This window comes from Bradyrhizobium sp. LA2.1 (assembly GCF_040547725.1).
Classification (GTDB): Bacteria; Pseudomonadota; Alphaproteobacteria; order Rhizobiales; family Xanthobacteraceae; genus Bradyrhizobium; species Bradyrhizobium barranii.
In genome coordinates this window covers 32900-59075 of the sequence record NZ_JBEPQI010000023.1, presented here as the reverse complement: position 1 = coordinate 59075, position 26176 = coordinate 32900, and the positions used below count along the sequence as shown (strand labels likewise).

24 protein-coding genes are annotated in these 26176 nt (G+C 65.1%); 15 read left to right on the top strand and 9 right to left on the bottom strand.

Annotation, left to right across the window (positions count from 1 at the left end; genetic code table 11):
• Positions 1–6: 6 nt before the first annotated feature.
• Positions 7–1290 carry a phosphopyruvate hydratase gene (gene eno, locus ABIB95_RS34420; RefSeq protein WP_085404746.1) on the bottom strand — a complete coding sequence of 428 codons (1284 nt, stop codon included), beginning with the start codon at positions 1288–1290 and terminating at the stop codon, positions 7–9.
• 174 nt (positions 1291–1464) lie between these two features.
• Here eno and ABIB95_RS34415 point away from each other — a divergent pair, with 174 nt between their 5' ends.
• The 3 genes from ABIB95_RS34415 (at position 1465) to ABIB95_RS34405 (ending at position 3845) form a co-directional block, all read left to right on the top strand.
• Positions 1465–2442 (top strand): Vgb family protein, encoded by a 978-nt coding sequence (locus tag ABIB95_RS34415; RefSeq protein WP_354246133.1) that lies wholly within the window; start codon positions 1465–1467, stop codon positions 2440–2442.
• 112 nt (positions 2443–2554) lie between these two features.
• Complete coding sequence (gene queF, locus ABIB95_RS34410; RefSeq protein ID WP_041960296.1) at positions 2555–3031, top strand: preQ(1) synthase; 477 nt, start codon at positions 2555–2557, stop codon at positions 3029–3031.
• A gap of 16 nt (positions 3032–3047) precedes the next feature.
• Entirely contained in the window at positions 3048–3845 is a 798-nt protein-coding gene (locus ABIB95_RS34405; protein ID WP_354246130.1) for a substrate-binding domain-containing protein, read from the top strand.
• 63 nt (positions 3846–3908) lie between these two features.
• Here ABIB95_RS34405 and ABIB95_RS34400 read toward each other — a convergent pair whose 3' ends face one another.
• Positions 3909–4583, bottom strand: coding sequence for a GntR family transcriptional regulator (locus ABIB95_RS34400; RefSeq protein ID WP_208071202.1), 675 nt, complete (start codon positions 4581–4583; stop codon positions 3909–3911).
• 102 nt (positions 4584–4685) lie between these two features.
• On the opposite strand from ABIB95_RS34400, the gene ABIB95_RS34395 reads away from it, so the two are divergent.
• The 5 genes from ABIB95_RS34395 to ABIB95_RS34375 are packed head-to-tail and all read left to right on the top strand — an operon-like array spanning position 4686 to position 10777.
• Entirely contained in the window at positions 4686–5804 is a 1119-nt protein-coding gene (locus ABIB95_RS34395) for an ABC transporter substrate-binding protein (RefSeq protein ID WP_224517275.1), read from the top strand.
• Positions 5794–7533 (top strand): ABC transporter permease, encoded by a 1740-nt coding sequence (locus ABIB95_RS34390; protein WP_354246127.1) that lies wholly within the window; start codon positions 5794–5796, stop codon positions 7531–7533. Before ABIB95_RS34395 ends, ABIB95_RS34390 begins: the two co-directional genes overlap by 11 nt.
• Positions 7526–8629: an ABC transporter ATP-binding protein gene (locus tag ABIB95_RS34385; protein WP_247305193.1), complete on the top strand. Its 1104-nt coding sequence runs from the start codon at positions 7526–7528 to the stop codon at positions 8627–8629. The genes ABIB95_RS34390 and ABIB95_RS34385 overlap by 8 nt, the downstream gene beginning before the upstream one ends.
• Positions 8613–9875, top strand: coding sequence for a CaiB/BaiF CoA transferase family protein (locus ABIB95_RS34380; RefSeq protein WP_028156065.1), 1263 nt, complete (start codon positions 8613–8615; stop codon positions 9873–9875). The genes ABIB95_RS34385 and ABIB95_RS34380 overlap by 17 nt, the downstream gene beginning before the upstream one ends.
• On the top strand, positions 9872–10777 hold the full coding sequence (locus tag ABIB95_RS34375; protein ID WP_063983068.1) for an HpcH/HpaI aldolase/citrate lyase family protein: 906 nt from the start codon (positions 9872–9874) through the stop codon (positions 10775–10777). The genes ABIB95_RS34380 and ABIB95_RS34375 overlap by 4 nt, the downstream gene beginning before the upstream one ends.
• 62 nt (positions 10778–10839) lie before the next feature.
• On the opposite strand, the gene ABIB95_RS34370 is transcribed toward ABIB95_RS34375, so the two are convergent.
• The 4 genes from ABIB95_RS34370 to ABIB95_RS34355 form a co-directional block, all read right to left on the bottom strand.
• Complete coding sequence (locus tag ABIB95_RS34370) at positions 10840–12933, bottom strand: methyl-accepting chemotaxis protein (protein ID WP_354246122.1); 2094 nt, start codon at positions 12931–12933, stop codon at positions 10840–10842.
• A gap of 138 nt (positions 12934–13071) precedes the next feature.
• Positions 13072–14283 carry an MFS transporter gene (locus tag ABIB95_RS34365; protein ID WP_208087060.1) on the bottom strand — a complete coding sequence of 404 codons (1212 nt, stop codon included), beginning with the start codon at positions 14281–14283 and terminating at the stop codon, positions 13072–13074.
• Entirely contained in the window at positions 14283–15134 is an 852-nt protein-coding gene (kdsA, locus tag ABIB95_RS34360) for a 3-deoxy-8-phosphooctulonate synthase (RefSeq protein ID WP_354246117.1), read from the bottom strand. The genes ABIB95_RS34365 and kdsA overlap by 1 nt, the downstream gene beginning before the upstream one ends.
• Positions 15135–15262: 128 nt before the next feature.
• Positions 15263–15589 (bottom strand): NIPSNAP family protein, encoded by a 327-nt coding sequence (locus ABIB95_RS34355; protein ID WP_063983065.1) that lies wholly within the window; start codon positions 15587–15589, stop codon positions 15263–15265.
• Between the two features lie 184 nt (positions 15590–15773).
• Between ABIB95_RS34355 and ABIB95_RS34350 the strand changes: the two genes are divergently transcribed.
• The 3 genes from ABIB95_RS34350 to ABIB95_RS34340 all read left to right on the top strand — a co-directional run bounded on the left by ABIB95_RS34350 (position 15774) and on the right by ABIB95_RS34340 (position 18590).
• On the top strand, positions 15774–16448 hold the full coding sequence (locus tag ABIB95_RS34350) for a response regulator transcription factor (RefSeq protein WP_028156062.1): 675 nt from the start codon (positions 15774–15776) through the stop codon (positions 16446–16448).
• Positions 16445–17821 (top strand): sensor histidine kinase, encoded by a 1377-nt coding sequence (locus tag ABIB95_RS34345; protein ID WP_354246113.1) that lies wholly within the window; start codon positions 16445–16447, stop codon positions 17819–17821. The genes ABIB95_RS34350 and ABIB95_RS34345 overlap by 4 nt, the downstream gene beginning before the upstream one ends.
• A gap of 109 nt (positions 17822–17930) precedes the next feature.
• Positions 17931–18590 (top strand): class I SAM-dependent methyltransferase, encoded by a 660-nt coding sequence (locus tag ABIB95_RS34340; protein ID WP_354246110.1) that lies wholly within the window; start codon positions 17931–17933, stop codon positions 18588–18590.
• Between the two features lie 4 nt (positions 18591–18594).
• Here ABIB95_RS34340 and pyrG read toward each other — a convergent pair whose 3' ends face one another.
• The 3 genes from pyrG to tpiA form a co-directional block, all read right to left on the bottom strand.
• A complete protein-coding gene (pyrG, locus tag ABIB95_RS34335) occupies positions 18595–20226 on the bottom strand; it encodes a CTP synthase (protein ID WP_014494987.1) in 1632 nt (543 codons plus the stop codon).
• Between the two features lie 166 nt (positions 20227–20392).
• Positions 20393–20779 (bottom strand): preprotein translocase subunit SecG, encoded by a 387-nt coding sequence (secG, locus tag ABIB95_RS34330; protein WP_063983061.1) that lies wholly within the window; start codon positions 20777–20779, stop codon positions 20393–20395.
• Positions 20780–20919: 140 nt separating this feature from the next.
• A complete protein-coding gene (tpiA, locus tag ABIB95_RS34325) occupies positions 20920–21675 on the bottom strand; it encodes a triose-phosphate isomerase (protein ID WP_354246107.1) in 756 nt (251 codons plus the stop codon).
• A gap of 222 nt (positions 21676–21897) precedes the next feature.
• Here tpiA and ABIB95_RS34320 point away from each other — a divergent pair, with 222 nt between their 5' ends.
• The 4 genes from ABIB95_RS34320 to moaC are packed head-to-tail and all read left to right on the top strand — an operon-like array spanning position 21898 to position 26170.
• Positions 21898–23796: a SurA N-terminal domain-containing protein gene (locus ABIB95_RS34320; protein WP_354246105.1), complete on the top strand. Its 1899-nt coding sequence runs from the start codon at positions 21898–21900 to the stop codon at positions 23794–23796.
• A 14-nt stretch (positions 23797–23810) separates the two neighbouring features.
• Positions 23811–24824 carry an anthranilate phosphoribosyltransferase gene (gene trpD, locus ABIB95_RS34315; RefSeq protein WP_354246102.1) on the top strand — a complete coding sequence of 338 codons (1014 nt, stop codon included), beginning with the start codon at positions 23811–23813 and terminating at the stop codon, positions 24822–24824.
• Positions 24825–24831: 7 nt separating this feature from the next.
• Positions 24832–25650: an indole-3-glycerol phosphate synthase TrpC gene (gene trpC / locus ABIB95_RS34310; protein ID WP_354246100.1), complete on the top strand. Its 819-nt coding sequence runs from the start codon at positions 24832–24834 to the stop codon at positions 25648–25650.
• Position 25651: 1 nt separating this feature from the next.
• On the top strand, positions 25652–26170 hold the full coding sequence (gene moaC / locus ABIB95_RS34305) for a cyclic pyranopterin monophosphate synthase MoaC (protein WP_354246098.1): 519 nt from the start codon (positions 25652–25654) through the stop codon (positions 26168–26170).
• The last annotated feature ends 6 nt before the right edge of the window (positions 26171–26176 follow it).

Below are 26176 nucleotides of genomic sequence, written 5' to 3'. Positions count from 1 at the left end.
GCCGGCTTATGCCAGCGCCTTCAATGCCGCCTTGCCGCCGTAGAGCGCCTGCTTGCCGAGCTGTTGCTCGATGCGCAGGAGCTGATTGTATTTGGCGGTGCGGTCGGAACGCGCAAGGGAGCCGGTCTTGATCTGCCCGCAATTGGTGGCGACCGCGAGGTCGGCGATGGTGGAATCCTCGGTCTCGCCGGAGCGGTGCGACATCACCGAGGTATAGCCGGCCTTGTGCGCCATCTCGACGGCAGCGAGCGTCTCGGTCAGCGTACCGATCTGGTTGACCTTGATCAGGATCGAATTGGCGCGGCCGGCCTTGATGCCTTCGGCCAGGCGCTTGACGTTGGTGACGAAGAGATCGTCGCCGACAAGCTGGCACTTCTTGCCGATGAGGTCGGTGAGCTCCTTCCAGCCGTCCATGTCGTCTTCCGACATGCCGTCCTCGATGGTCACGATCGGATAGCGCGACACCAGGTCTGCGAGGTACTTGGCCTGCTCGGAGATCGAGCGGGTCTTGCCCTCGCCTTCATAGACGTATTTGCCGTCCTTGAAGAACTCGGTCGAGGCGCAGTCGAGGCCGATCACGATGTCGGTTCCGGCCTTGTAGCCGGCCTTGCCGATCGCGTTCATGACGAATTCGAGCGCGGCGTCCGCCGACGGCAGGTTCGGGGCGAAACCGCCCTCGTCGCCGACATTGGTGTTGTGGCCGGCCTTCTTCAATTCCGACTTCAGGGTGTGGAACACCTCCGCGCCGTAGCGCAGGCCCTCGGCAAAGGACGACGCGCCCACGGGGAGGATCATGAACTCCTGGAAGTCGATCGGATTGTCGGCATGCACGCCGCCATTGATGATGTTCATCATCGGCACCGGCAACAGACGCGCCGAGGTGCCGCCGACGTAACGATAGAGCGGCATGTCGAGCGAGTTTGCGGCAGCCTTGGCGCAGGCAAGCGAGACGCCGAGGATGGCATTGGCGCCCAGCCGGCTCTTGTTCGGCGTGCCGTCGAGGTCGATCATGATCTGGTCGATCTGGGCCTGCTGCTCGGCATCGAGGCCGCTCAGGGCCTCGAAGATCTCGCCATTGACGGCGCCGACGGCCTTGGTGACGCCCTTGCCGAGATAGCGGGCCTTGTCGCCATCGCGCAGTTCCACCGCCTCATGGGCGCCGGTGGAGGCGCCCGACGGCACCGCGGCACGGCCGAGCGCACCATCTTCCAGCACGACGTCGACCTCGACGGTGGGATTGCCACGGCTGTCGAGAATTTCGCGGCCGATGATGTCGATGATGGCGGTCATGATGTGCACTTCCGTTCGTTAGGGCTGATCGGTGCCGGGGGTCTTACACGGGCCGCAAGCAAATGTGAACGCTCGGACGGCGTGCTTCGACTGACGCGTGAGCGGGCTCGGACTATCCTTGAAGTCGCCTGCTCTGCGCGTCCAACCTCAATCTGAAACAGTCGGGGTAACGCCATGAACCGCCGCCAGTTTCTTGCCTCGAGCGCCGCCCTCCTCGCCGTCCGCCCAAGTTTTGCGCAGGAAGGCCTGTTCCGGACAAAATATTTCCCCATCAGCGCCGGCATCGGCCTGCACGACCTCGCCCCCGCTCGCGACGGCACAGTCTGGTTCACGGCGCAGGGCAAGGGCATGCTGGGCAGGCTCGACCCCCGGGATGGCAGTTTCAAGACAGTCAGCCTCGGCCAGGGCGCCGCACCGCACGGCGTGACGATCGGCCCCGACGGTGCCCCCTGGATCACCGAGGGCGGCCAGAACGCGATCGCCCGGGTCGATCCGGGCGATCTCAAGGTCACGCTGTTCCGCCTGCCCGAAAAGTTCGCCTCCGCCAATCTCAACACCGGCGTGTTCGACAAGGAAGGCACCTACTGGTTCACCGGCCAGTCCGGCTATTACGGCCGGCTCAAGCCGGGATCGGGCGAGATGGACGTGTTCAGGGCGCCCAGGGGTGTTGGCCCCTACGGCATCGCGGTGACGCCCAAGGGTGAGGTCTGGTACGCCTCGCTGGCCGGCAGCCATATCGCGAAGATTGATCTTGCGACCGGCAATGCCGCCATTGTCGAGCCGCCGACGCCGAGCCAGGGGTCGCGGCGGGTCTGGTCAGATTCGCAAAGCCGGATCTGGGTCAGCGAGTGGAACAGCGGTCACGTCTCGGTGCACGATCCCGCCAACGGCTCCTGGAAAACCTGGAAGCTGCCGGGCGATCGCCCTCGCACCTATGCCGTCTATGTCGACGACAAGGACAAGGTCTGGCTGACCGATTTCTCCGCCAATGCCATCGTCCGCTTCGATCCCACGACCGAGCGGTTCAACGTTTTCGCCAGCGACAAGGCCAATGCCAATGTGCGCCAGCTCGACGGCCGCCCGGGCGAGCTGTGGGGCTGCGAGTCCGGCAACGACCGGATCGTCATGATCCAGACGATCGCGGCTGGTTGACGACGGCGACATTTGCGTCCATCCCGGCATCCTCTGGAGCGCGATCTTATCGCGCTCCGGTTTTTTAGTTGAGCATGATCTTTCGGAAAACCGGTGCCCACTTTTCCGGATCATGCTCGAACAGGATGTGACGACGATGGCGAAGAAATCCCTCCAGCTCGGCCGCGCGGTCGAGTGGCCGCACACACCGGAAGAAGCCCAGCTCGACCGCGTGCCCAATCCGCAAAAGGGCACGGACTATCTGGTGCGCTTCACCGTGCCGGAATTCACCTCGCTCTGCCCGGTCACGGGACAACCGGATTTCGCGCATCTGATGATCGATTACGCGCCCGGCCCGTGGCTGCTGGAGTCGAAGTCGCTCAAGCTCTACATCGCGAGCTTTCGCAATCACGGCGCATTCCATGAGGACTGCACCGTGATGATCGGCAAGCGCATCGCGAGCGAGATCAAGCCGAAGTTCTTGCGCATCGGCGGCTACTGGTATCCGCGCGGCGGCATCCCGATCGACGTGTTCTGGCAGACCGGCCGCGTGCCGAAGGGATTGTGGGTGCCGGAGCAAGGCGTCGCGCCGTATCGCGGACGGGGTTAGTTGGAGACGAATGACGATGACATCGATATCAGCAACATTCCGCAACATTGCCTTCGGCGTTCTGACCGTCCTGTGGCTGACCGGCGCGGCCGAAGCTGCCGAGGTCCATGTGATGATCTCGGGCGGATTGACGGCTGCCTACAAGGCGCTCTTGCCGGAATTCGAGAAGGCCACCGGCAACAAAGTGCTGACGGAATATGGGCCGTCGATGGGGACGACCACCAATGCGATCCCGGTCCGGCTGGAGCGCGGCGAACCCGCCGATGTCCTGATCATGGTGGGCTATGCCCTCACCGACCTCGCCGGCAAGGGCAAGGTCGTGGCCGGCAGCCAGGTCGACCTCACCAGATCGCCGATCGGCGTTGCCGTGAAATCGGGTGCGCCGAAGCCGGACATCGGCTCGGTGGAGGCGGTCAAGCGCGCGCTGCTGGCAGCGAAGACGATCGCCTATTCCGATAGCGCCAGCGGCGTCTACGTCTCGACCGAGATGTTCGACAAGCTCGGCATCGCCGACGTCATGAAGGACAAGGCACGAAAGATTCCGGCAACACCCGTCGGCGAGATCGTCGCGCACGGCGAGGCCGAGCTCGGCTTCCAGCAGATCAGCGAGCTGAAGCCCGTGAAGGGCATCGATATCGTGGGACCGCTGCCGAACGAATTGCAGAAGATCACGATCTTCTCGGCCGGAATCGCGGCCGGTTCGAAGGAGCCCGAAGCCGGCCGTGCCCTCATAAAATTCCTCGCCTCCCCCGCCGCGCGCGAAGCGATCATCGCAAGCGGGATGGAGCCGATCCCGGCGGGGGGCGCGAATTGAGGCAGGCCTACTCCGTGCGCTGCTCCTGACAGGCCCTCAACAGATTGGCTTCGCCACTCCTAGTCAATCGGAGGCTGCCGAGGCTTTCTTGACCGGACCGAGATCGCGCGCCGGATAGTTGGCGCCGGATTCGACGATGTGTCGTCGCACTGCTGCAACGAGCGCAGCGAGATCGCGAGACTCGATCGCATCGACGATCTCGACATGGTGTGCAGCACTTCTCTGCAGCTCGGCGTTCGAAGGCCACAAAGCAATCGGCCCCGGTCTGGCGCGATTTCTGATTTCCACGATGAGGCTGGCGAGCGATTGGTTCGCTGCATGGCGATAGATCTCATCGTGAAAGGCTGCGTTGGTATTTGCCTGATCCGCCTTGCTGCCGCGCGCCACAGCATCTTCGAAGATTTGCTGAGCCTGCTTGATCTTCTTGAGTTCGTCGGGGCCGATATTCGGTAGCGCCTGCCTTGCCGCTTCAACTTCGAGCAGCGTGCGGATCGCCAATATCTCGCGAACGACGTTCAAGTCGGGTTGCGCGACCCGGTATCCGCGATTTTCGACATGCGTCACCATCCCGCTTGCGGCAAGCTGGGTCAGCGCACTCCGGACGTCAAACCGTTTGGCAGCGAAGGCTTCTTCCAGGTCGATCTGGCGCAACCATTCGCCTGGCCGGTAGTCGCCTTGCAGGATGGCGGCACCGATTTCAGCCGCCAACAGCCTCTTCTGCTCCTTCCGTACTTTCATGGCTGCTTCCCTTTTTGGAGCGCTTGACTCACCACAACTATTGCGCACAAATTGGCGCCAATAAATGTGCATAACAAATCGCGACGACGGGAGGAACAGTAGATGTCCGGCATCGATCGTAGAAGCTTAATGGTGATGTCGGTTCTCGGCGCCACGATGGGGCTCCGGGGCACGGCCCAGGCGGCGCCGAACGGGTATCCTGAGAATTATCAGAAGATCATCGACGACGCCCATAACGAGGGCAGCCTCCTCATTTACTCGATTATGTCGCCGGAAAACTGGCGTCCCGTGATCGAGGGCTTCAACAAGCTCTACCCGAAGATCAAGGTCGAGACCCTGGATCTCCCCGCCTCCCGCGAGAGCTTCGAGCGATATCTGGCCGAGCGGAGCACCAACAGCCGCACCTGCGACCTCATCGCGACAGCCGATCCGGGCGGATGGATCGATTTCCAGGAGCGCGGTGAAGTCCTCGACTACGTATCGCCTGAAGCGAAGGCCTGGCCGGATTGGTCAAAGCCGTTTCCCGGCGTCTACACCGTCTCCTCCGACCCCATGGCGTTGATCTGGAACAACACGCTGGTGGCCGACGGCAAGCGTCCCAAGACACTTGCCGAGTTCGTCGAGCTTGCGGTCGCAAACGAGAAGACCTGGCGCAACCGCATCACCAGCTACGGCGTGCATCAAACAACATTCGGCTACGGCATCAGCTACGCGTTCGTGAAGAAGCACGGCGAAAAGGCCTGGGACTGGTTCGCCCAACTTGCGAAGCTTTCGCCCCGATTCGAGCGTTCCGGCGGCCCAATGACCGAGAAGGTCACCTCCGGCGAATACACCATGGGCTTCTTCGTTTCGGCCATCACCTTCTGGCCGCGCCTGAACGATCCGGCGCGGGCAAAGATCCTCGGCTGGAGCTTCATCGGAGACGGTCAGCCGGTCGTGCTGCGTGGCATCGCGATTCCGAAGGGATCGAAGAACGTCAACGCAGCAAAACTGATGCTCGACTACGTCGTCTCGGAGGACGGTCAGCGCGCATTCGGACGGGGCGGCCTGACGCCGGCACGCCCCGGTGTGAAGCCGGGCGACGGAATCCGCCACACCTACTCGTCGATCGTGGAAGCCGTCGGCGAGCAGAACATCTGCTACATCGGCTACGATCGGGACGCGGTGCGGGACTACGACAGCTTCCTCGCGCGCTGGAAAAAGACCTTCAATGTCGCTTGACGCAAGCAGCGCGCTGGGCTCGTCGGCCGCGGACGCCTTGCCGAAGCCGCTGCCCGGCCGCGATACCGTCATCCAGTACGGCATGGCGCTGCTGACAATTGTCCTGATCGCAGCGCCTCTCCTGCCCGTTCTCTATCAATCTTTCCTGGATCGTGCGCTCTACGATTCCGGCCAGCAACTGACGCTGGGCAATTTCGGGCGCCTGCTTCGCACCGACGGCTTCGCGCTCGTCATCTGGAACACGTTCGTGTTCGCCACCCTCACCACCGTGATTTCGCAGACGCTGGGCACGCTGGCGGCGGTGCTGTTCGGCCGCACCGACATGCCGTTTGCGCGGTTGTTTGGCGAGCTCTTCCTGTGGCCGATCTATCTCTCGGCGCTGGTACTGTCGTTCGGCTGGTACACGATCTACGGACCCGCCGGCTACCTCACGCTTCTGGTTCAGTCGATCTTCGACGGCGCGCCCTGGAATCTCTACTCGCTGCCGGGCATGGCGATGATCGCGGGCGTCTCGCAAGCACCGGTCGCCTACATCTACTGCATGTCGTCGGCCTCGATCACCGATCCGACTTTGGAGGAAGCCGCGCGCGTGACCGGCGCCGGCACCTTGAGGACCTTGTGGCGGATCACGCTGCCGCTCCTCATGCCGGCGATCGCCTATAGTGCCGTGCTGAACTTCACTGTGGGACTGGAGCTCCTCGCGATTCCGCTGGTGTTCGGAGATCCCGCCGGCATCACCGTGCTGACCACGTTCCTCTACAACAACGGCGTGGCGTCGGCCCGCCCCGATCACGGGCTGGTGGCAACGGCTGCCGTGCTGATGCTTGCCGTCGTCTGCGTGTTGGTGTGGCTACAAGGACGCCTGCTCGGCAATACAAGGCGCTTCGTCACGCTCGGCGGCAAGGCCACGCGACCGCGCCCTTTCCGCCTGAACAACCTGCGCTGGCCGCTTTGCATCGTCTCGGCGATCTACATCACCGCAACTGTCGTGATGCCGATCGGCGCGCTGCTGCTGCGTGCCTTCACGAGCCTGCTGTCGCCGATGGTGCCGATCAGCGAGGTGCTGACGCTCGGCAACTTCGCCAACATACTCGAATACCCGGTCTACCCGCGTTCGATCTGGAACTCGCTGATCGTCAGTTCGGTCGGTGGCGTCGTCGCCACTGCGATGGTCGCCCTGATCGCCATCATCGTGCTGCGGTCCGACTTCCGCTGGCGCGGCGCGCTGCACTACGTCGCGCTGTTTCCCCGTGCCGTGCCCGGCGTCGTCGCCGGCATCGGTTTCTTCTACGCGTTTGCGCTCGTGCCAGGCCTGGGCGGCCTCCGAAACACGATCTGGATTCTGGTTGCCGCCTTCACGATGCACTTCATTCCTGTGGGGCTCGGTGCGGTTGCTCCGATGTTGTTGCAGATGAGCCCGGATTTCGATCGCGCCGCCCGTACGCAGGGCGCGGACTGGTGGACGACGAGCCGGCGCATCGTTTTGCCTTTATTGCGGCCGGCACTCGTTGCCTGCTTCATCATCCTCTTCATCACGTTCTTCAAGGAATACACGACAGCGATCTTCCTGTTCGCACCCGGCAGCGAAGTGATCGGGACCACGCTGCTCCAGGCATGGACGCAGGGCGAGGTCGGTCTGGTGTCCGCGCTGGCGACCATCCAGATCCTGGTGATCGGCGTCTGTGTCACGGCGGCGCGCACTTTTCTCGGAGTGAAGCTTTATGGCTGAGTTGCTGATCGAGAACCTACACAAGCGGTACGGACCGGTCAAAGCGATCGACGACGTCAACATCCACGTTGCCGATGGCGAGTTCGTCACGCTGCTGGGGCCGTCAGGGTGCGGCAAGTCAACAACGCTCGGCGCCATTGCCGGACTGGATCAACCGACGAGCGGACGCATCCGCGTCGGCAACAAGACCTATTTCGACGGCGAAAAGGGAATCTTCCTGCCGCCGGAAGCGCGCCATTGCGGGCTCGTGTTCCAGAGCTACGCTTTGTGGCCGCACATGACGGTCTATGACAACGTCGTGTTTCCGCTCAAGCTGCGCAAGGTATCGACCGCCGACTGCAAGCGCCGCGTCGAGGAGAGTCTCGCTCTCGTCGAGATGGAGCGCTTTCAGGACCGCTATCCGCATCAGCTCTCGGGCGGCCAGCAGCAACGTGTCGCGCTCGCGCGAACGTTGGTCTACCAGCCCGAAATCCTCCTGCTCGACGAGCCCCTGTCGAATCTCGACGCAAAGCTGCGCGATCGCGCCCGGACCTGGCTTGCCGAACTGCGCACGCGCCTCGGCCTGACGACGATCTACGTGACGCACGACCAGGTCGAAGCGCTGGCTCTGTCCGACCGCATCGTGGTCATGAATGGCGGCCGCATCAGCCAGATCGGCTCGCCCCAAGAGATCTACACGCGGCCGGCAGACAGTTTCGTCGCCGACTTCATCGGAACGACCAATTTCCTGAACGGCGACGTGGTCGGGGCGCCCGACGGCGATGGACAGACACTGGTCAGTCTCGCCGATGGTCAGCGCGTTCTGATCAAGTCCGACAAACGTCCATCCCTCGGCGACAAGGTCACGTTTGCCTATCGCCCCGAGCAGATGCGCCTGGTGGCGGCCAACGATCAGGCGATCGGAGGTTCGATCGTTGAAGCCGACGTGGTCAGCCATTCCTATGTTGGCGGCCGATGGCAAATCGGATTGAGCGTCGGCGGAAATCAGATCCGCATCGAAACCCAGGAGGCAACGACTGACCGCCAGTTGCGCCTGTGGCTGCCTGTCACCGGCGGCATCCTGTTTACAGAACGGAACCATGGCAAATCCCACTGACGCCACCTCTCCCGAAAGCGGACTGCATCAGGCCGATTACACCCCCGGTGTCCGCGGCCCGCTGACAGGGCTCCGCGTCATCGACCTCTCAAGGCTGGTCGCGGGCAATCTGCTCACCCAGCATCTCGCCGACTTCGGCGCCGACGTCATCAAGGTCGAGCCGCGCGAAGGCGATACGCTGCGCGGCTGGCGCACCAAGGGTGTCGAAACCAACTGGAAGATCCATTCGCGCAACAAGCGCAGCATCTGCCTGGAATTCCGTCACGACGAAGCGGTGCCGCTGATCCGCAAGATGATTCCCGGCGCCGCGATGCTGGTCGAGAGTTTCCGTCCCGGCACGCTCGAGCAGATGGGGCTCTCGCCGGAGGAACTGCTGCGGCTGGAGCCCAAGCTCGTGATCGTTCGCATATCGGGATGGGGGCAGACCGGCCCCTATCATCGCCGGCCCGGCTTCGGGACGCTGGTGGAGGGCTTCTCCGGCTTCGCCGAGATGAACGGCTTTCCTGATCGCGAGCCGGTGTTGCCCCCGATGTATCTGGCCGACGCCCTGTCCGGTCTCACCGGAGCATTCGCAGCCATGGCGGCGCTGCGGGAAGTCGAGATCAACGGCGGAAAGGGACAGGTGATCGACCTGCCGCTGCTCGACCCGATCGTCAACTCGCTCGGGCCTCAGGCGGCAAATTACCGTTTGACCGGCGTGGTCAAACCGCGCAGCGGGAGCCGCTCGAGCGGCTCGGTACCGCGCAATGTCTACCGCACGCTCGATGGCGGCTGGGTTTGCCTGTCGGCATCCACGCAAGGCATGGCGATGCGCGTGCTGCGTTCGATCGGCCGCCCGGAGCTCTGCGAGGATCCAAAGTTCAAGACCAACGAGCAGAGGCTCGTCCATGTCGCCGAACTCGACAAGATCATCGGCGATTTCATCGCGACACGAACGGTCGACGACAACGTCGCCTTCTTCGAGGCGGCCGAGGTCACGATCGGTCCGGTCAACGACACCGTCCGCTTGATGAACGATCGCCACGTGCAGGCCCGGGGACTGCTGGCCGACTATCCCGACGAGGACATGGGAACGTTCCCGATGCACGCCGTCCCGGTACGCCTGTCCGAGACGCCCGGAAGCATCCGGACGCCTGCGCCACGCCTCGGTCAGCACAGCCGCACCATCCTGGCCGAAGCCGGCCTCAGCCCTGACGACATCGATGCCGCCCTCGCCTCGGGCGTTGTGAAGGAAACCAGCACATGACAGTTGAACGAAAATTCCCGGTCTGGCGCTCTGCGCTGTTCGTACCCGCGAACGTCGAGCGGTTCGTGGTCAAGGCCGTCGAGCGCGGCGCGGACGCGCTGATCATCGATCTCGAGGACAGCGTGCCGCTGGCTGAAAAGGCCAACGCTCGAAAGCTGATCCCGGGCATCGTGAAGCGCTTTCGCGACACCGGAAGTTCGGATGTCATGGTGCGGATCAACCAGCCGCTCGAATTGGCGGTGCCCGATCTGGAAGCGGCTGTCATCGCCGGCGTGGACGCGATCAAGATCACCAAGGTCGAAGGCGCTGAGCATCTGCGTCTGCTCGACGAGATGGTGACCAGACTGGAGATCGAGCGCGGATTGCCCATCGGCAAGATCTGGTTCGTCGGCCTGATCGAGGCGCCCGGTCCACTCGCCAGGGCCCATGACATCGCGCGATCGATCCCGCGGCTGGCCGGCATTTCACTGGGGGCGGAAGACTACGCGACGGCCATCGGCGCAAAGCCGACGGAAGAGACCTTGCTGATGCCGAAGCAGCAGATCGTGCAGGCAGCACGCGCCGCCGGCATCTTGCCGCTCGGCACTATTGGCTCGGTCGCCGATTTCTCCGACCTGGAAGGATACACAAGGATCGTGAGGCGCTCGGCGGACTTCGGCTTCGTGGGCTCTGCCTGTATCCATCCGTCGCTGGTGCCGATCCTCAACGAGGGTTTCAGCCCCTCCGCCAAGGAGGTAGCGGACGCCGAGCGTGTCGTTGCGCTCAACAAGCAAGCGGCCGCCGAGGGACGTGCATCCTTCGCCATCGACGGCAAGATGATTGATATTCCGATCGTGCAGCGAGCCGAAGCGCTGCTCGAGCGCGCGCAAGCAATCGCCGCCCGCGCGCATCGCCCTCGTTGATTGTGCTACCTCAGCGCGGCGCGAAGCGCCGTCTCTGGGGGCCAAGGAGAGCGCGCGCCAGCTTACGCCACCGCCCTCACCTTACTGATGAAGCCGTCGACCTCCGACGTCAGCGAGGTCGACTGGCTCGACAGGTTGGCGGCGGCCTTCAGCACGCCGGACGCGGCGCGGCCGGTCTCGTTCGCCGCTGACGACACGGTTGCGATGTTGCGGGTGACAGTCGAGGTCGCTTCCGCCGTGTGCTGCACGGTGTTTGCGATCTCGGCGGTGGCCTTGTTCTGCTCCTCGATGGCGGCGGCGATGACGCGGTTGATGCTCGAGACCTCCTCGATGGTCTTGACGATGCCGTCGATCGCCGAGACCGCCTTCTGCGTCGCCCCCTGGATCTCCGTGATCTGGGCGCTGATCTCTTCGGTCGCCTTCGCCGTCTGGGAGGCCAGGTTCTTCACCTCGCTCGCCACCACCGCAAAACCCCTGCCGGACTCGCCGGCTCGGGCTGCCTCGATCGTTGCGTTCAGCGCCAGCAGATTGGTCTGGCCGGCGATCGAGGTGATGAGGCCGATAACCTCGCCGATGCGATCGGCGCCGTCGGCAAGCGCGCGCATGGTGCTGTCGGTTTCCTTGACGGTGACGACCGCCTGCTCGGTGGCGCGCGTCGCCTGCTCGACCTGACGGTTGATCTCGCGGATCGAGGCGTTGAGCTCCTCCGCCGCGGCCGCCACGGTCTGCACGCCGCCGCCGACCTGGTCGGCCAAGGTCGAGGCCGAGCCGGCCTGGGTCTGGGCCTCGGCCGCCGTGCCCGACATCGAGCGCGCGGTCGTCTCCAGCTCGCCCGACGCGCTCGACAGCGTCTGTACCATCTGGCCGATGCGGCTCTCGAATTGCCGCACGAGGCCGGACAATTCGGATGCACGCTTCTCCTTGTCGGCGCGCTCGGCGGCCTGGTCGCCGGACAGGCGCTCGGCGTTGATCATGGCTTCCTTGAACACCTGGAGCGCCGCGGCCATGCGGCCGATCTCGTCGTTGCGGCCGAGGCCCGGCACCTCGCCGGCGAAATCATGCGCCGCGAAACGGGTCATGACACCGGTGATCGCGGTCAGCGGCCGGGTGACGCGGTTGCGCATCAGCATCAGCCCGCCGATCGTCAGCGCCAGCGAGGCCGGCACCAGCAGGCCGAACAGGATCAGGCTGAAGCGGGCGCGCGAGGCGCCCTCCTCGGCCCGCGAGATCATGTTGGCGAGCGCGGTTTGGGTGACCATGACGACATTGTTGGCGCCGACGAGCTGACGATCGCGGTAGTCGATGCCTGCGACGCCGGCGGGCTCGCCGGCGAGCAGCTTGGTCGCAATGGCGTTGCGTTCGTCGCTAAGCGCGCCGGAGATTTCCGGCTCGGCGTTACGGATCGCCTGCAACAGCTCGGGCGAGGCCACATTCGGGCTGAGATCGCGCACGACCACCCAGGACTGCTGGATGCGGCCGCGCAGATCGGCAAAGGTGACGCCATCGGCGGCGGTCCAGGTCTTGTTGGCGAGGATCGAGGAGAACTGGATCAGAATGGTTTGGCCGGCATTGGCGCGGGCCTGCCAGGAGGCCTGCTTGGCGATCAGGAGGCGATCGACCACGGGATCGATCAGCGTCATCGCGTTGTCGACATGGGCGGTGACGTCGCCGATCGCGTCCATATAGGCGTCGCTGATCTTGGCCCAGCTCGGTTGCAGGTTCGCGTCACGCGCCGCCTTCTCCTGCTTCAGCGCAGTGACCGCGCGCGGCCGCAACTCCTCGAGCTGCGCCCAGATGCCGCGGAGCTTGTCGAGCTTTTCGGCAAGACCGGGCGCTTCAGCGGAGGCGAGGCTCTGCAAGGCCTGCGCGTAGTTCTTCTGCACCGTGGCTCGCTGCTCGGCGAGGCTGCTCATGACGCTGTCGGGCGCGGGGGCAGCCGACGCCAGATAGCTCAGCGTGTCACCGCGCTCCAGGCGGAAAATCACGAGCGTATTGGTCAGGTCGCGGCTGGCGATCGCGAGCGAGACGATGCGGTTGCTGTCCGAGTAGCGGGTGACCGCGAGCTTCAGCGCATAGGCACAGATGACGACGAGAACGAGACCGAGAGACCCAACCACCGCCCCGAGGATGCGGGCGACCGAACGCTGCTTTTGCATCGACTGATCCATATTGCCGCCAATACGCGGTTCGCGGGCAATCTACGGAGCGAACGATGAGATTTGATTTAAGATTGAACGGCTTTAACTACCAATCTCTTCCGGGAAAATACGGAAACCGGTAGTTCGATACTCCCCTCAGACCCGTGCGTCCGAGGGTGCCCGCTGCTTGAGCAGCCGGGCGCAGACGAGACCAAGGACCACCATGATCGCGGCGCTCGTGAGCAGGGTCGAGACCTTGCCACCGTGCTGGAGGCCAAGCCCATAGGCGATCGGGCCAACGGTCTGCCCCATGAAGAAAAAGAACGAATGCAGCGACATCGCCGTTGCCCGCGCCCCGATCGACAGCTCGCTGGCAAACACCTGCAGGCAGCCGTGGATCATGTAGAAGCCCCAGCCCATCGCCAGCATGCTGGCGAATTGCAGCTTCCATCCGGGACCGAAGGCGAGCACGCCGAGCTGCAGTCCGACGAGGCCTGCACCCGCAATCATCATGCCCCTGACGCCGAGCCACGGCAGGAAGCGTGAGACCGTGAAAGTGTAGAACAGTCCGCCGATCGCAAAGCCCGCGATCACGATGCCCGCGATCGACGGCGACTTCTCGCCGAGATCGAACAGCAGCGCGGCGATGAACGGAAACAGGCCGAATACGCAGCAGCCCTCGACGAAGACCGCCGAGTAGCAGTAGCGCGTGTTGGGGTTGGCGAAGATGGTCCGGTAGCCCTGCCGCAAGGCCTTCAGATCGGTCTTCGGCGGCGCCGTCAGCGCGGCACCGCGAAAGCCCGCGGCCACCGCAACGGCCGCGATCAGGCCGAGCGCGCCGAGCATCATGAGCACACCGCGCCAGCCGATGAGTTCACCGATGATGCCGGAGGCGGTCGCGCCGAGCAGATTGCCGGTCATCGAACCTGCAAGCGTGCGGCCGATCGCGACCTGCCGCTTGGCGGGTGCAACGAGGTCGGCGGTCAGGCCGAGGGCGACCGGAAACACGCCACCGGAGGCGATACCGGCGAGGATGCGGCTCGCGAACAGGCCCGAGAAGGTGGTCGCGACCGCGCCAAGAATGCAGGAGACGCCAAGCAGCGCCAGGCACAGCGTCATCAACCGCGCCTTGCCGAACAGATCGGCGGCCGCTCCGATCACCGGCTGAACCAGCGCGTAGATCAAGGCGTAGCCGGCCGCGATGCTGGCGGCCGTCGTGATACTGATCGAAAAATCTTCCGCGACATGCGGCAGGACGGGATCGAGCGCGCGCGTGGACAACGCCGCCGAGAAGCTCGCGAGCGCGATGATATTGATCGCGGGCGGAAACTTCTGGTCGGACGACGGCCCGGTCGCAGGCGGGGACATCAGCGCGTTGTGCTTTTCGTCACCGCGTCAAATGCCATCAGCGTGCGGATCAGCCCTTCGAACTCGCGCAGCGGCACCATGTTGGGCCCGTCCGAGGGCGCGCGATCAGGGTCGGGATGGGTCTCGATGAAGACGCCGGCAACGCCGACCGCGACGGCTGCGCGCGCCAGCACCGGCACGAACTCACGCTCGCCGCCCGAGGACGTCCCCTTCCCGCCCGGCTGCTGCACCGAATGGGTGGCGTCGAAGATCACGGGCGCACCGGTGGTGCGCGCCAGGATCGGCAGCGCGCGCATGTCGGAGACCAGCGTGTTGTAGCCGAACGAGGCGCCGCGCTCGGTGACGAGCACGTTGGGATTGTTCGCGGTCGTGATCTTGGTCACGACATTGGCCATATCCCAGGGCGCGAGGAATTGCCCCTTCTTGACGTTGACGACCTTGCCCGTCGCGGCAGCCGCCAGCAGCAGATCGGTCTGCCGGCACAGGAAGGCCGGGATCTGGAGGATGTCCACGGCTTGCGCCACCTCGACGCACTGCGCGGCGTCATGCACGTCGGTCAGGACCGGCAAGCCGAGGGAGGCGCGGATCTCGGCGAAGATCGGCAGCGACTGTGCGAGCCCGAGACCGCGCGCTGCCGACGCGCTGGTGCGGTTGGCCTTGTCGAACGAGGTCTTGTAGACGAGCCCGATCTTCAGCCGCGCGGCGATCTCCTTCAGCGCGGAGGCCACCTCCAGCGCATGCTGGCGGCTTTCGAGCTGGCACGGCCCGGCAATGACCGAGATCGGCAGATCGTTGCCGAACCTGACTGTGCCAATGGTGACGACCGGCGCCGCTGAATTCGAAGAGCTCAAGGCCAATGTCCCTCGTTTCGGCGCGACCATAGCCGCCATCAGGGTCGGATCAACCCCATTCGCCCCGGGCCACCCGAATATCAGGGTTGCGCCGGGGTTCCGTGCGAGGCCCTTGCGCCGGCGGCCCCTTACTTCACCGCCGAGAAGGCGGTCGGCGTCAGGAGCTGGCTGACGATGTTGCCGACGATCTGGCCGTCCGCTTCGCTCTCGGCACGCGCCTTCATCCAGTCCGGGTCGGTCATGAACTTGCCCCACTTCGCTTCGCGGTCGGCGAGCGAATCCCACGCCAGGAAATAGGTCAGCTCCTGGTTGGATTCGCCGATCAGCGTGGTGAAGAAGCCGGCCTGCTTGATGCCGTGCTTCTCCCAGAGCTTCAACGTTACCGTCTCGAACCGCTTCAAGAGCGCCGGCAGGCGGCCGGGCACGCAACGGTAGATGCGCATTTCATAGATCATTCTTGTTCCTCCCTGATGACGTCGGGGGTTATAACGGCTGGCCGTGACGGTGTCTTCGGCGCTGCCCGATACCGCCAGCGGCGTCTGGCGCATGGCTTGCCAGCCCCGATCGCACCCGGTTCCCGTAATGCTGCCGCAATGATACTGCCGCTACAACGCCTCGGTTGAGGCTCAGGTGCGGATCATGCGGATTTTGCTCGTCGAGGATGAAGCGGAGATGGCCGGGGCGCTGGCCTCGGCGCTCAAGCGGTACGACATGATCGTTGATCACGTGCCAACGCTTGCCGAGGCCGAAGAGGCCATTTCCGCCGACGTGCACGCCGCCGTGCTGCTCGATCGCCAGCTGCCCGACGGCGACGGTCTTGCCCTGATTCCGAAACTGAGAGCGCGCGCCGACGGTGTGCCGATCATCGTGTTGACGGCACGCGGCGAGCTCGCCGATCGCGTCGCCGGGCTCGACAGCGGGGCGGATGATTATCTGGCAAAACCATTCGCGGTGGAGGAATTGCTGGCGCGCCTGCGCGCGGTGTTGCGCCGGCCCGCCGGGCTTCAGCCCGACATCATTCGCGCCGGCCGCCTCGCCTTCGACTTCGGCCATCGCGAGGCGAGCGTCGACGGGGCTCCGCTCGAACTGCCGCGGCGGGAGCTCCTTGTGCTGGAAGCCCTGGTCCGCCGCATGGGCCGGACCGTGCTGCGATCGGCGCTGGAGGAAGCGGTCTACAGTTTCGACGACGAGATCCAGTCGAACGCACTCGATACGCATGTCTCGCGGCTGCGCCGCAAGCTCGCCGAAGCCGACGCGCACGTGGAGATCCACGGCATCCGCGGCGTCGGCTATCTGCTGAAGAAACTGCCGTGAGCAGGCACTCCGACCCATATTGCCTGCGCTCTCGGCTGAGCTGGCGCCTGCTTTCGCTCCAGGCCGCGCTGTTCGTCGCTTTGGTCGTCGTCATCATCGGCGCACTGTGCGCTACGGGCTTCGTGCTGGTCCAACGGGACGAAGACCGCGTGATCGACGTCGTGCAGAGCGCGCTCGCGCGCGACGCAGCCGGCGGCCTGACGCTGCGGCCGACGGCTGAGCTGAAAGCGTTGCGCGAGGAGGCCCCCGACCTCTGGTTGCTGGTTCGCGACAGACAGGGGCATTCGCTCAGTGAAGGCCCCGTGCCGGCTGAATTCGCCGGAATCGGCGGCGCCCTCGACCAGATCAGTCAGGCGCGGCTCGGCTGGCAGCTCTTCGAGGACGATCCACGCAAGCCGGCGGCGCGGTTGAAACGCATCGACACGGCCGTCGGCAACGTGCAGGTCATCACGGCGACGCAGGGGAAGCTCAGCGGCGCCAAGGCGGTGTTCACGACGTCGCTCGTGTTGCTGGGCGTCGCGCTCCCCGGCCTGCTGTTGATGGGGACCGCGACGTTCATCGCGACGCCGATGGTCGTGCAGCGCGCTTTCAGAGGATTGGACGCGACCGCAGACCAGGCCCGGCGGATCGATATCCATCAGCGCGGCGCGCGGCTGTCGGTGGAGCAGATTCCGCTCGAGGTGGTGCCGCTCGTGGCCGCGGTCAATGACGCTCTCGCGCGGCTCGATCAGGGTTACGCCCGCCACAAGCGCTTCGTTGCCGACGCCGCGCACGAGCTGCGTACGCCGATCGCGATCCTGAACACGCGGCTGGAGTCATTGCCGTCGGGACCGGACAAGACCCGCCTGATCGAGGATGCGGCGCGGCTCGCGACCCTTGCCGAGCAATTGCTGGATATCCAGCGGCTCGACCGTTGCGGGCATCCATTCGTGGCGGTCGATCTGGTCTCCGTCGCGCAAGGCGTTGCCGCCGACCTCGCACCGCTGGCGATTGCGGCTGGCTATGAGCTGTCCTTCGACGCACCGGCGGCGCGGATCGACGTGCTCGGCGACGCGGCCGCGCTCGAACGCGCGCTGACCAACCTCGTGCAGAATGCCATCCAGCACGGCCCTCGCCGCGGCACGATCGTCATTCGCGTCAGCCGTCCCGCCAGCATCGAGGTCACCGACGAGGGCGCGGGCATTCCGGCCGATCAGCGCGAGCTGATCTTCGAGCCGTTCTACCGGCTCACGCCGCTCGATCGCGGCGCCGGCCTCGGCCTCAACATGGTGCACGAGATCATGCTCCTGCATGGCGGTCACGTTTCGGTCCTGGACGGACCGAACGGCGGTGCGTGCTTCAGGATGACGCTGCCGCCCCTGCAACAGAGCTGATTCAATTCGTCTCTGCGTCTCAAGCGCAATGCTGTCGCAATGCGCTCAGGCGACTCTTCGACCGCCTCACCTCTGATTTGCGAGGCGCAATCGAAATGCCGGAGTGCGCATGCCCAACGATTTCCTCTCATTCTTCCTGTCCTGGATGTCGGCCCCGCGGCGGGTCGGCGCGATCGCGCCTTCGGGCGCTGCCCTAGCCGATCTCATCACCCGCGAGATCACCGCAACGACCGGCCCGATCCTCGAGCTCGGCCCCGGCACCGGCGCTTTCACCTACAAGCTCCTGAAACGCGGCGTGCGCCAGCAGGACCTCACGCTGATCGAATACGGCTCGGACTTCACCAAGCTCCTGCAAATCCGTTTTCCCGGCGCGCGCGTGTTGTGGATGGATGCGGGACGGCTCACGACGGAGCGGCTCTATGACGGCGCGCCGGTCGGCGCCGTGGTCAGCGGCCTGCCGCTGCTCAATATGTCGACGCGCAAGGTCGTCTCCATCATCGGCGGTGCGTTCCGTTACGTCCGCCCGGGAGGCGCGTTCTATCAGTTCACCTACGGGATGAGCTGCCCGGTGCCGCGGCCGGTGCTCGACCGGCTGGGCTTGCGGGCAAAGCTGGTGGATCGCGCCTTGCTGAACGTGCCGCCGGCCGCCGTCTACAAGCTGACGCGACGGCCGCAGATGAAGATCGTCACGGAAACGCTTGCGCCTGATGCCTCAATGCCGGTCGCGGCGCCGATGCACCTCGTGCGCGACTACACCGCCGCGCCCTGAGGCATCACACCAGACGCGACTGCACCATCGCCGCCTGAATGAACGAGGCGAAGAGAGGATGAGGCTCGAAGGGCCGCGACTTCAGTTCGGGGTGGAACTGAACGCCGATGAACCAGGGATGATCCTCGTACTCGACGATCTCCGGCAGCACGCCGTCGGGCGAGAGGCCGGAGAATTTCAGCCCGTGCTGCTCGAGGCGGTCCTTGTAGGCGGTGTTGACCTCGTATCGGTGGCGGTGGCGCTCGGAAATCTCGGTCGCGCCGCCATAGACCTGCGAGACGCGGCTGCCGCGGTTGAGCGCCGCGGGATAGGCGCCGAGACGCATCGTGCCGCCGAGATCGCCGGCCTTGGAGCGCTTCTCGAGCTCGTTGCCGCGCAGCCATTCGGTCATCAGGCCGACCAGCGGCTCCTTGGTCGGGCCGAACTCGGTGGAGTTGGCGTCCTCGATGCCGACGAGGTTTCGTGCGGCTTCGATCACCGCCATCTGCATGCCGAAGCAGATGCCGAAATACGGCACGTCGCGCTCACGCGCGAACTGCGCCGCACGGATCTTGCCCTCGGCACCGCGCTGGCCGAAGCCGCCCGGCACCAGAATGCCGTTGACGTGTTCGAGGAACGGCGCGGGATCTTCCTTCTCGAAGATCTCGCTCTCGATCCAGTCGAGATTGACCTTCACCTTGTTGGCGATGCCGCCATGCGAGAGCGCCTCGATCAACGACTTATACGCATCCTTCATGCCGGTATATTTGCCGACGATGGCGATGGTGACGTTGCCTTCGGGATTGCGGACGCGCTCGTTGATCTGCTGCCAGCTTCGCAGCTCCGGCGGAATCCGCGAGCCGATGCCGAAGGCGGCAAGCACTTCGTCGTCCAGGCCCGCATTGTGATAGGCCTCGGGCACGGCGTAGATGTTATCGACGTCGCGCGCCTCGATCACGGCGCTTTCGCGCACGTTGCAGAACAGCCCCAGCTTGCGCCGCTCTTCCTTCGGGATCTCGCGGTCGGTACGACAGAGCAGGATGTCCGGCTGGATGCCGATCGAGCGCAGCTCCTTCACCGAGTGCTGCGTCGGCTTGGTCTTCAGCTCGCCCGCGCTCGGGATGTAAGGCAGCAGCGTCAGATGGATGTAGACGGCATGATCGCGCGGCAGCTCGTTCTTGAGCTGACGAATCGCCTCGAAGAAAGGCAGGCCCTCGATGTCGCCGACGGTGCCGCCGATCTCGACCAGCACGAAGTCGTAATCGTCATTGCCGGAGAGGACGAATTCCTTGATGGCGTTGGTGACGTGCGGAACCACCTGGATGGTCGCACCGAGATAATCGCCGCGGCGCTCCTTGGAGATGATGTCCTGGTAGATGCGCCCGGTGGTGATGTTGTCCTGCTTGGTCGCAGGCCGGCCGGTGAAGCGCTCGTAGTGACCGAGATCGAGATCGGTCTCCGCGCCGTCATCGGTCACGAACACTTCGCCGTGCTGATACGGCGACATCGTTCCGGGATCGAGGTTGAGATAGGGGTCGAGCTTGCGGAGGCGGACCTTGTAGCCCCGGGCTTGCAACAGGGCACCGAGTGCCGCTGAAGCCAGACCCTTGCCGAGCGAAGAGACCACGCCGCCGGTGATGAATATGTACCGCGCCATGGGACTTAACCTCTAATCCCTCGAATTCGATTCGCCAAAGCGATTCGTATTCCGCCCCAAATAATTTGCGGGCCTGTGGGTGAGCCAAAACTAAGAGTGGTGACAGAGCCTTGATGGGGATTTTTGATGCAGGACGGTAGAAGCCGCCCTGCATGGCCCCCCTGCTTTATTGCGAGCGCGGCACCTGCGGGCCGGCTGGCGCCTGGTTCTGCTGCTGTTCGTCGGCCTTCTTCAGCGAATCCAGGATGCCGCCCGAGGTCGGCGGCGCGATCGGGGCGCCTCCGGCCGGCTGGGTCTGGGACGCCGGCGCGCCGATGATCGACGAAGGCGCCCGGTTGTAGCCGGCATGCCAGGACAGGAACAGGCTGGTCAGGAAGAAGCCCCCAGCCAGGATCGCGGTGGTCCGCGTCAAAAGGTTCGCGGTGCCGCGGCTCGACATGAAGCCTGCGCCTCCGCCCATGCCGAGGCCGCCGCCTTCCGACTTCTGGAGCAGGACGGCGCCGATCATGACGGCGACGATCATGAGGTGAATGACGATGACAACAGTCTGCATAGTGTCCTTCCGTCACAAGCCGACAGCGCCGAGACGGCGGCCGATCGCGCTTCGCGGGTTTTCCTGAAGTTGCGCGGTGTTACACGATCAGAAGAGGCATTGCCACCCCCCGATCGGCCACGGCCGCGCTTTGGGATTAGCTAGGGGCAGCCCTTCGCAATCGCAAGGAAATCGGCCGCCTTCAGGCTGGCGCCGCCGACTAGCGCGCCGTTGACGTTTTTCACGAACATCAGCTCGGCCGCGTTCGACGGCTTGACCGAGCCGCCATAGAGGATCCGCATCCTGGCCCCGTCCGCCCTGAACCGGGAGGTCAGGAGTTCCCGGATAAAGCCATGAATCTGCTCGACATCCTGGGCCGTCGGGGTCAGGCCGGTGCCGATCGCCCAGACCGGCTCATAGGCCACGACCAGGTTGGCGGCGGTCGAGCCGTCCGGCAGCGAGCCGTCGAGCTGGCCGCGCAGGATGTCGAGGGTCTGGCCGGCATCGCGCTGGCCCTGCGTCTCACCGATGCAGACGATCGCAGTGATGCCGGCGCGCCAGGCGGCCTCGGCCTTCTGCCGGATCAGGGCATCGCCCTCGCCGTGGTCGGCGCGACGCTCGGAATGGCCGACGATGATGGCGGTCGCACCGGCATCGGCCAGCATTTCGGCTGCGATATCGCCGGTATGGGCGCCGGAGGCCTTGGGGTGGCAATCCTGCGCCCCCACCGCGACCTTGCTGCCGCGCGCCTTGTCGGCGAAGGCCGCGATCAGGGTCGCGGGCGGGCAGACCAGCAGGTCGGCCTTGGCGGCCACCTCTGCCGCGCCTTTGAGCATGGCGTCGAATTCGGCAGCCGAGCCCTTGAGGCCGTTCATTTTCCAATTGCCGGCGATCAGCGGTCGGATGGCGTCGGTCATGTCAATTTCCAGCAAAATGAGGTTTGTGCATGCGCTAGCAGAGCTGTCGCGGCAGTTCCAGAGAGCTAAGGCTTTTAACCGCAGCGTCGAGGGACCGCGTGGCCCGAGGTTGCGGGGGGAAAGCCGCCACTTTATGATGATTGATCAATTTGGTGACGCGCTTTTGCGGAATCTGCATTAAGACGCGCTCCCGTTCCCCTCCTGCCAAACAAGTTGGACCAAATGCTTCGAGGAATGCGCAAGGCCTCATCAAACTGGCTCGGCAAGTCCATTATGGCCGTGGTGATGGGCGTGTTGATCATCAGTTTCGGCGTTTGGGGCATCGCCGACATCTTCAAGGGCTTCGGGCAGTCCACGGTGGCCAAGGTCGGCAGCACCGAGATTTCGTTGAACGAGTTCCGGCAGACCTATACCGACCGCTTGCAACAGATCAGCCGCCAGTTCGGCCGGCCGCTGACGCCTGACCAGGCGCGTGCCTTCGGCCTCGACCGCCAGGTGCTCCAGCAGACGATCGCGGAAGCCGCCCTCGACGAAGAAGCCCGCCGGCTCGGGCTCGGCCAGTCCGACGAGCAGATCCGCCAGGTCATCATGAACGACCCCAACTTCAAGGGCGTCGGCGGCGCCTTCGATCCGAACCGCTTCCAGGCCGTGATCCGCAATTTCGGCTATACCGAGCAGCGCTACGTCTCCGAGCAGCGCAAGGTGTCGCTGCGCCGGCAGATCACCGGCACGATCGGCGCCGGCCTCGAACCGCCGAAGGCCATGATCGACGTGCTGACGCGCTTCCAGAACGAGCAGCGCGCGATCGAATTCGTCAGGCTCGACGCCGCGCAGGCCGGCACCATCGACGCTCCCTCGCCCGAAGCCCTCGCCGCCTATTTCGAGGATCACAAGGTCCAGTTCCGCGCGCCCGAATATCGCAAGATTTCCTTCGTCGTGGTCTCGCCGGAAGAGATCGGCAAATGGAGCGAGGTCTCCGACGAGGACGCCAAGAAGGTGTTCGACCAGCGCAAGGACCGGCTCGGCACGCCGGAGAAGCGCCAGATCCATCAGATCGTATTCCCCAACGTCGCCGAGGCGCAGGCCGCACGCGAGCGCCTCGCCGGCGGAATGTCGTTCGAGGACCTCGGCAAGGAGCGCGGGCTGAGCAGCTCCGATGTCGACCTCGGGCTCGTGACCAAATCGTCACTCGACCCCGCGGTCGGCGATGCCGCCTTCGCGCTTCCCGCAGGCGAGATCAGCCAGCCGATCCAGGGCCGTCTCGGCACGTCCATCGTCAAGGTCGACAAGATCGAACCGGGCAGTGAAGCGAACTACGCCAGCCTTGTCGGCGACATCAAGCGCGAGATCGCCACCGAGCGCGCCCGCGTCAAGGTCAACGATCTCCGCGACAAGATGGAAGACGAGCGCGGCGGCGGTGCCAGCGTGATCGACGCGGCGCAGAAGCTCGGCCTCACCGCCGTGACCATCGACGCCGTCGACCGCTCCGGCCGTGCCCCGAACGGCCAGCCCGTCACCAGCATCCCGCAGGGCCTCGACGTGGTGTCGCAGGCCTTCAACACCGATGTCGGCGTCGACAACGACGCGATCTCGTTCAAGGGCGGCTATGTCTGGTACGACGTGCTCGCCATCACGCCCTCGCGCGACCGCAATCTCGACGAGGTGCGCGACCAGGTCGAGGCGCGCTGGCGCCAGGACCAGATCGCCGCCAAGCTGAAGACCAAGGCGACCGAGATGGTGCAGAAGCTCGAACAGGGCGGCAAGCTCGCTGACGAGGCCGCCGCGATCAACGCCAAGGTCGAGACCGCCTCTGGCTTCAAGCGCGACGACTCGCCCGCCGGCGTGCCCGCCAGCGTCGTTGCGGCCGCCTTCCGCACCGCCAAGGACGGGGTCGGACAGACCGCCGTGAGCGGCGGCAGCGAGGTGATCGTCTTCCGCGTCACCGACATCGTCGAACCCGCGGTCGACGCTGCGTCCGACGCGATGAAGAAGCTGAAGGACAGCCTCGACCGCGCGTTGACCGACGAGCAGGTCGCCTCCTACGTCAACAAGCTTGAAACCGACATCGGGACCACCATTAATCAGGCCGCCTTCGCGCAGGTGACCGGCGCGAACCAGTGAGTTGAAAGCACGCGATGGACGACCTGAAATCGATCATTGGAAAAGTGGCGACCGGCGCCAGCCTGTCGCGTGACGAAGCGGCTTCCGCCTTCGACGCCATGATGTCCGGCGAGGCCACACCCTCGCAGATGGGTGGCCTCCTGATGGCGTTGCGGGTGCGCGGCGAGACCGTGGACGAAATCACCGGCGCGGTCTCGGCGATGCGCTCCAAGATGCTCACGGTCGACGCGCCCGCGGACGCCGTCGACATCGTCGGCACCGGCGGTGACGGCTCCGGCTCGGTCAACGTCTCGACCTGCGCGTCCTTCATCGTCTCGGGCACCGGCCTGCCGGTGGCCAAGCACGGCAACCGTGCGCTGTCGTCGCGCTCGGGCGCCGCCGACGTGCTGGCGTCGCTCGGCGTGAAGATCGACCTCAGGCCCGAGCAGGTCGGCCGCTGTGTGCGCGAATGCGGCATCGGCTTCATGTTCGCCCCTGCCCACCATCCGGCGATGAAGAACGTCGGCCCGACCCGGGTCGAGCTTGCGACACGCACGATCTTCAATCTGCTCGGCCCCTTGTCGAACCCGGCCGGCGTCAAGCGCCAGATGGTCGGCGTGTTCTCGCGGCAATGGGTGCAGCCGCTGGCGCAGGTGCTGAAAAACCTCGGCTCGGAATCCGCCTGGGTGGTGCATGGCTCCGACGGCCTCGACGAGATCACCCTCACCGGCCCGACCTTCGTCTCCGCGCTCCATAATGGCGAGATCAGGAATTTCGAGGTGACGCCGGAAGAAGCGGGGCTGCCGCGCTGCGATCCCGTTGCGCTCAGGGGCGGCGACGCCGACGCCAATGCGATCGCCTTGCAGAGCGTGCTCGACGGCAAGCCGAGCCCCTACCGCGATGTCGCGCTGATCAACGCCGCCGCAGCGTTGGTCGTGGCCGGCCGCGCCAAGGATCTCAAGGAAGGCGTTGCGATCGGTGCGAAGTCGCTCGACAGCGGCGCCGCGAGCGCGCGGCTGAAGCATCTGATCGCGGTCTCGAACGGTTGAGCCTGACATGTCGGACATCCTGACCAAGATCGAAGCCTACAAGCGCGAGGAGATCGCAGCCGCCAAGCGCGCGCAGCCGCTCTCGGAAGTCGAGGCCAAAGCCAAGGCGCAAGGAGCCCCACGCGGCTTCGTGCGCGCGATCAAGGCCAAGCACGCCAATGACGACTACGCGCTGATTGCCGAGGTCAAGAAAGCCTCGCCGTCGAAGGGGCTGATCCGGGCCGATTTCGATCCGCCGCTGCTCGCCAAGGCCTATGAGGCCGGCGGTGCGGCCTGTCTGTCGGTGCTAACCGACACGCCCTCGTTCCAGGGCCATCTCGACTTCATGGTAGCGGCGCGCGCGGCGACGTCGCTCCCGGTGCTGCGCAAGGATTTCATGTTCGACACCTATCAGGTGATTGAGGCGCGCGCGCATGGCGCCGACTGCATCCTGATCATCATGGCCGCGCTCGACGATGCCACTGCCAAGGATCTCGAGGACGCAGCCCTCGCCTACGGCATGGACGTGCTGATCGAAATCCACGACCGCGCCGAGCTCGACCGCGCGCTGAAGCTGCGTTCGCCGATGATCGGCGTCAACAACCGCAATTTGCGCACCTTCGAGACCACGCTCGCAACCAGCGAGACGCTGGCGCCGCTGATCCCAGCGGAACGGCTGATGGTCGGCGAGAGCGGCATCTTCACGCCCGCCGATCTCGCCCGGCTCGAGCGCGTCGGCATGTCGACCTTCCTGGTCGGCGAAAGCCTGATGCGGCAGGCCGACGTGACCGCCGCCACGCGCACGCTGCTCGCGCGTGAGACTGCGCGCGCGACGAGTACGCGCTGACATGGCGCGCAAGCCCGCCAAGGCCAGGCAATCCAGGACGAAAGCCGGCCCTGCCCTCACCCATATCGGCGCCTCCGGCGAGGCGCGGATGGTGGACGTGTCGGACAAGCCCGCGACCGAGCGGCTCGCGGTCGCCGAAGGCCACGTCGTCATGACCAAGGCGACCCTTGATCTCATCGTCTCCGGCAACGCCAAGAAAGGCGACGTGCTCGGCACCGCGCGCATCGCCGGCATCATGGCGGCCAAGCGCACCTCGGAGCTGATCCCGCTCTGTCATCCCCTCGCGCTGTCGAAGGTCACGGTCGACATCGAGCCCGACGCGAAGCTGCCGGGCTGCCTCGTCCGCGCCAGCGTGAAGGTGACGGGCCCGACCGGCGTCGAGATGGAGGCGCTCACGGCCGTGTCGGTCGCCTGCCTCACCATCTACGACATGATCAAGGCGGTCGAACGCGGCGTGCGCATCGAAGGCATCCATCTGGTCGAGAAGCTCGGCGGCAAGTCGGGCCACTACCGCGCCTGAACGCCG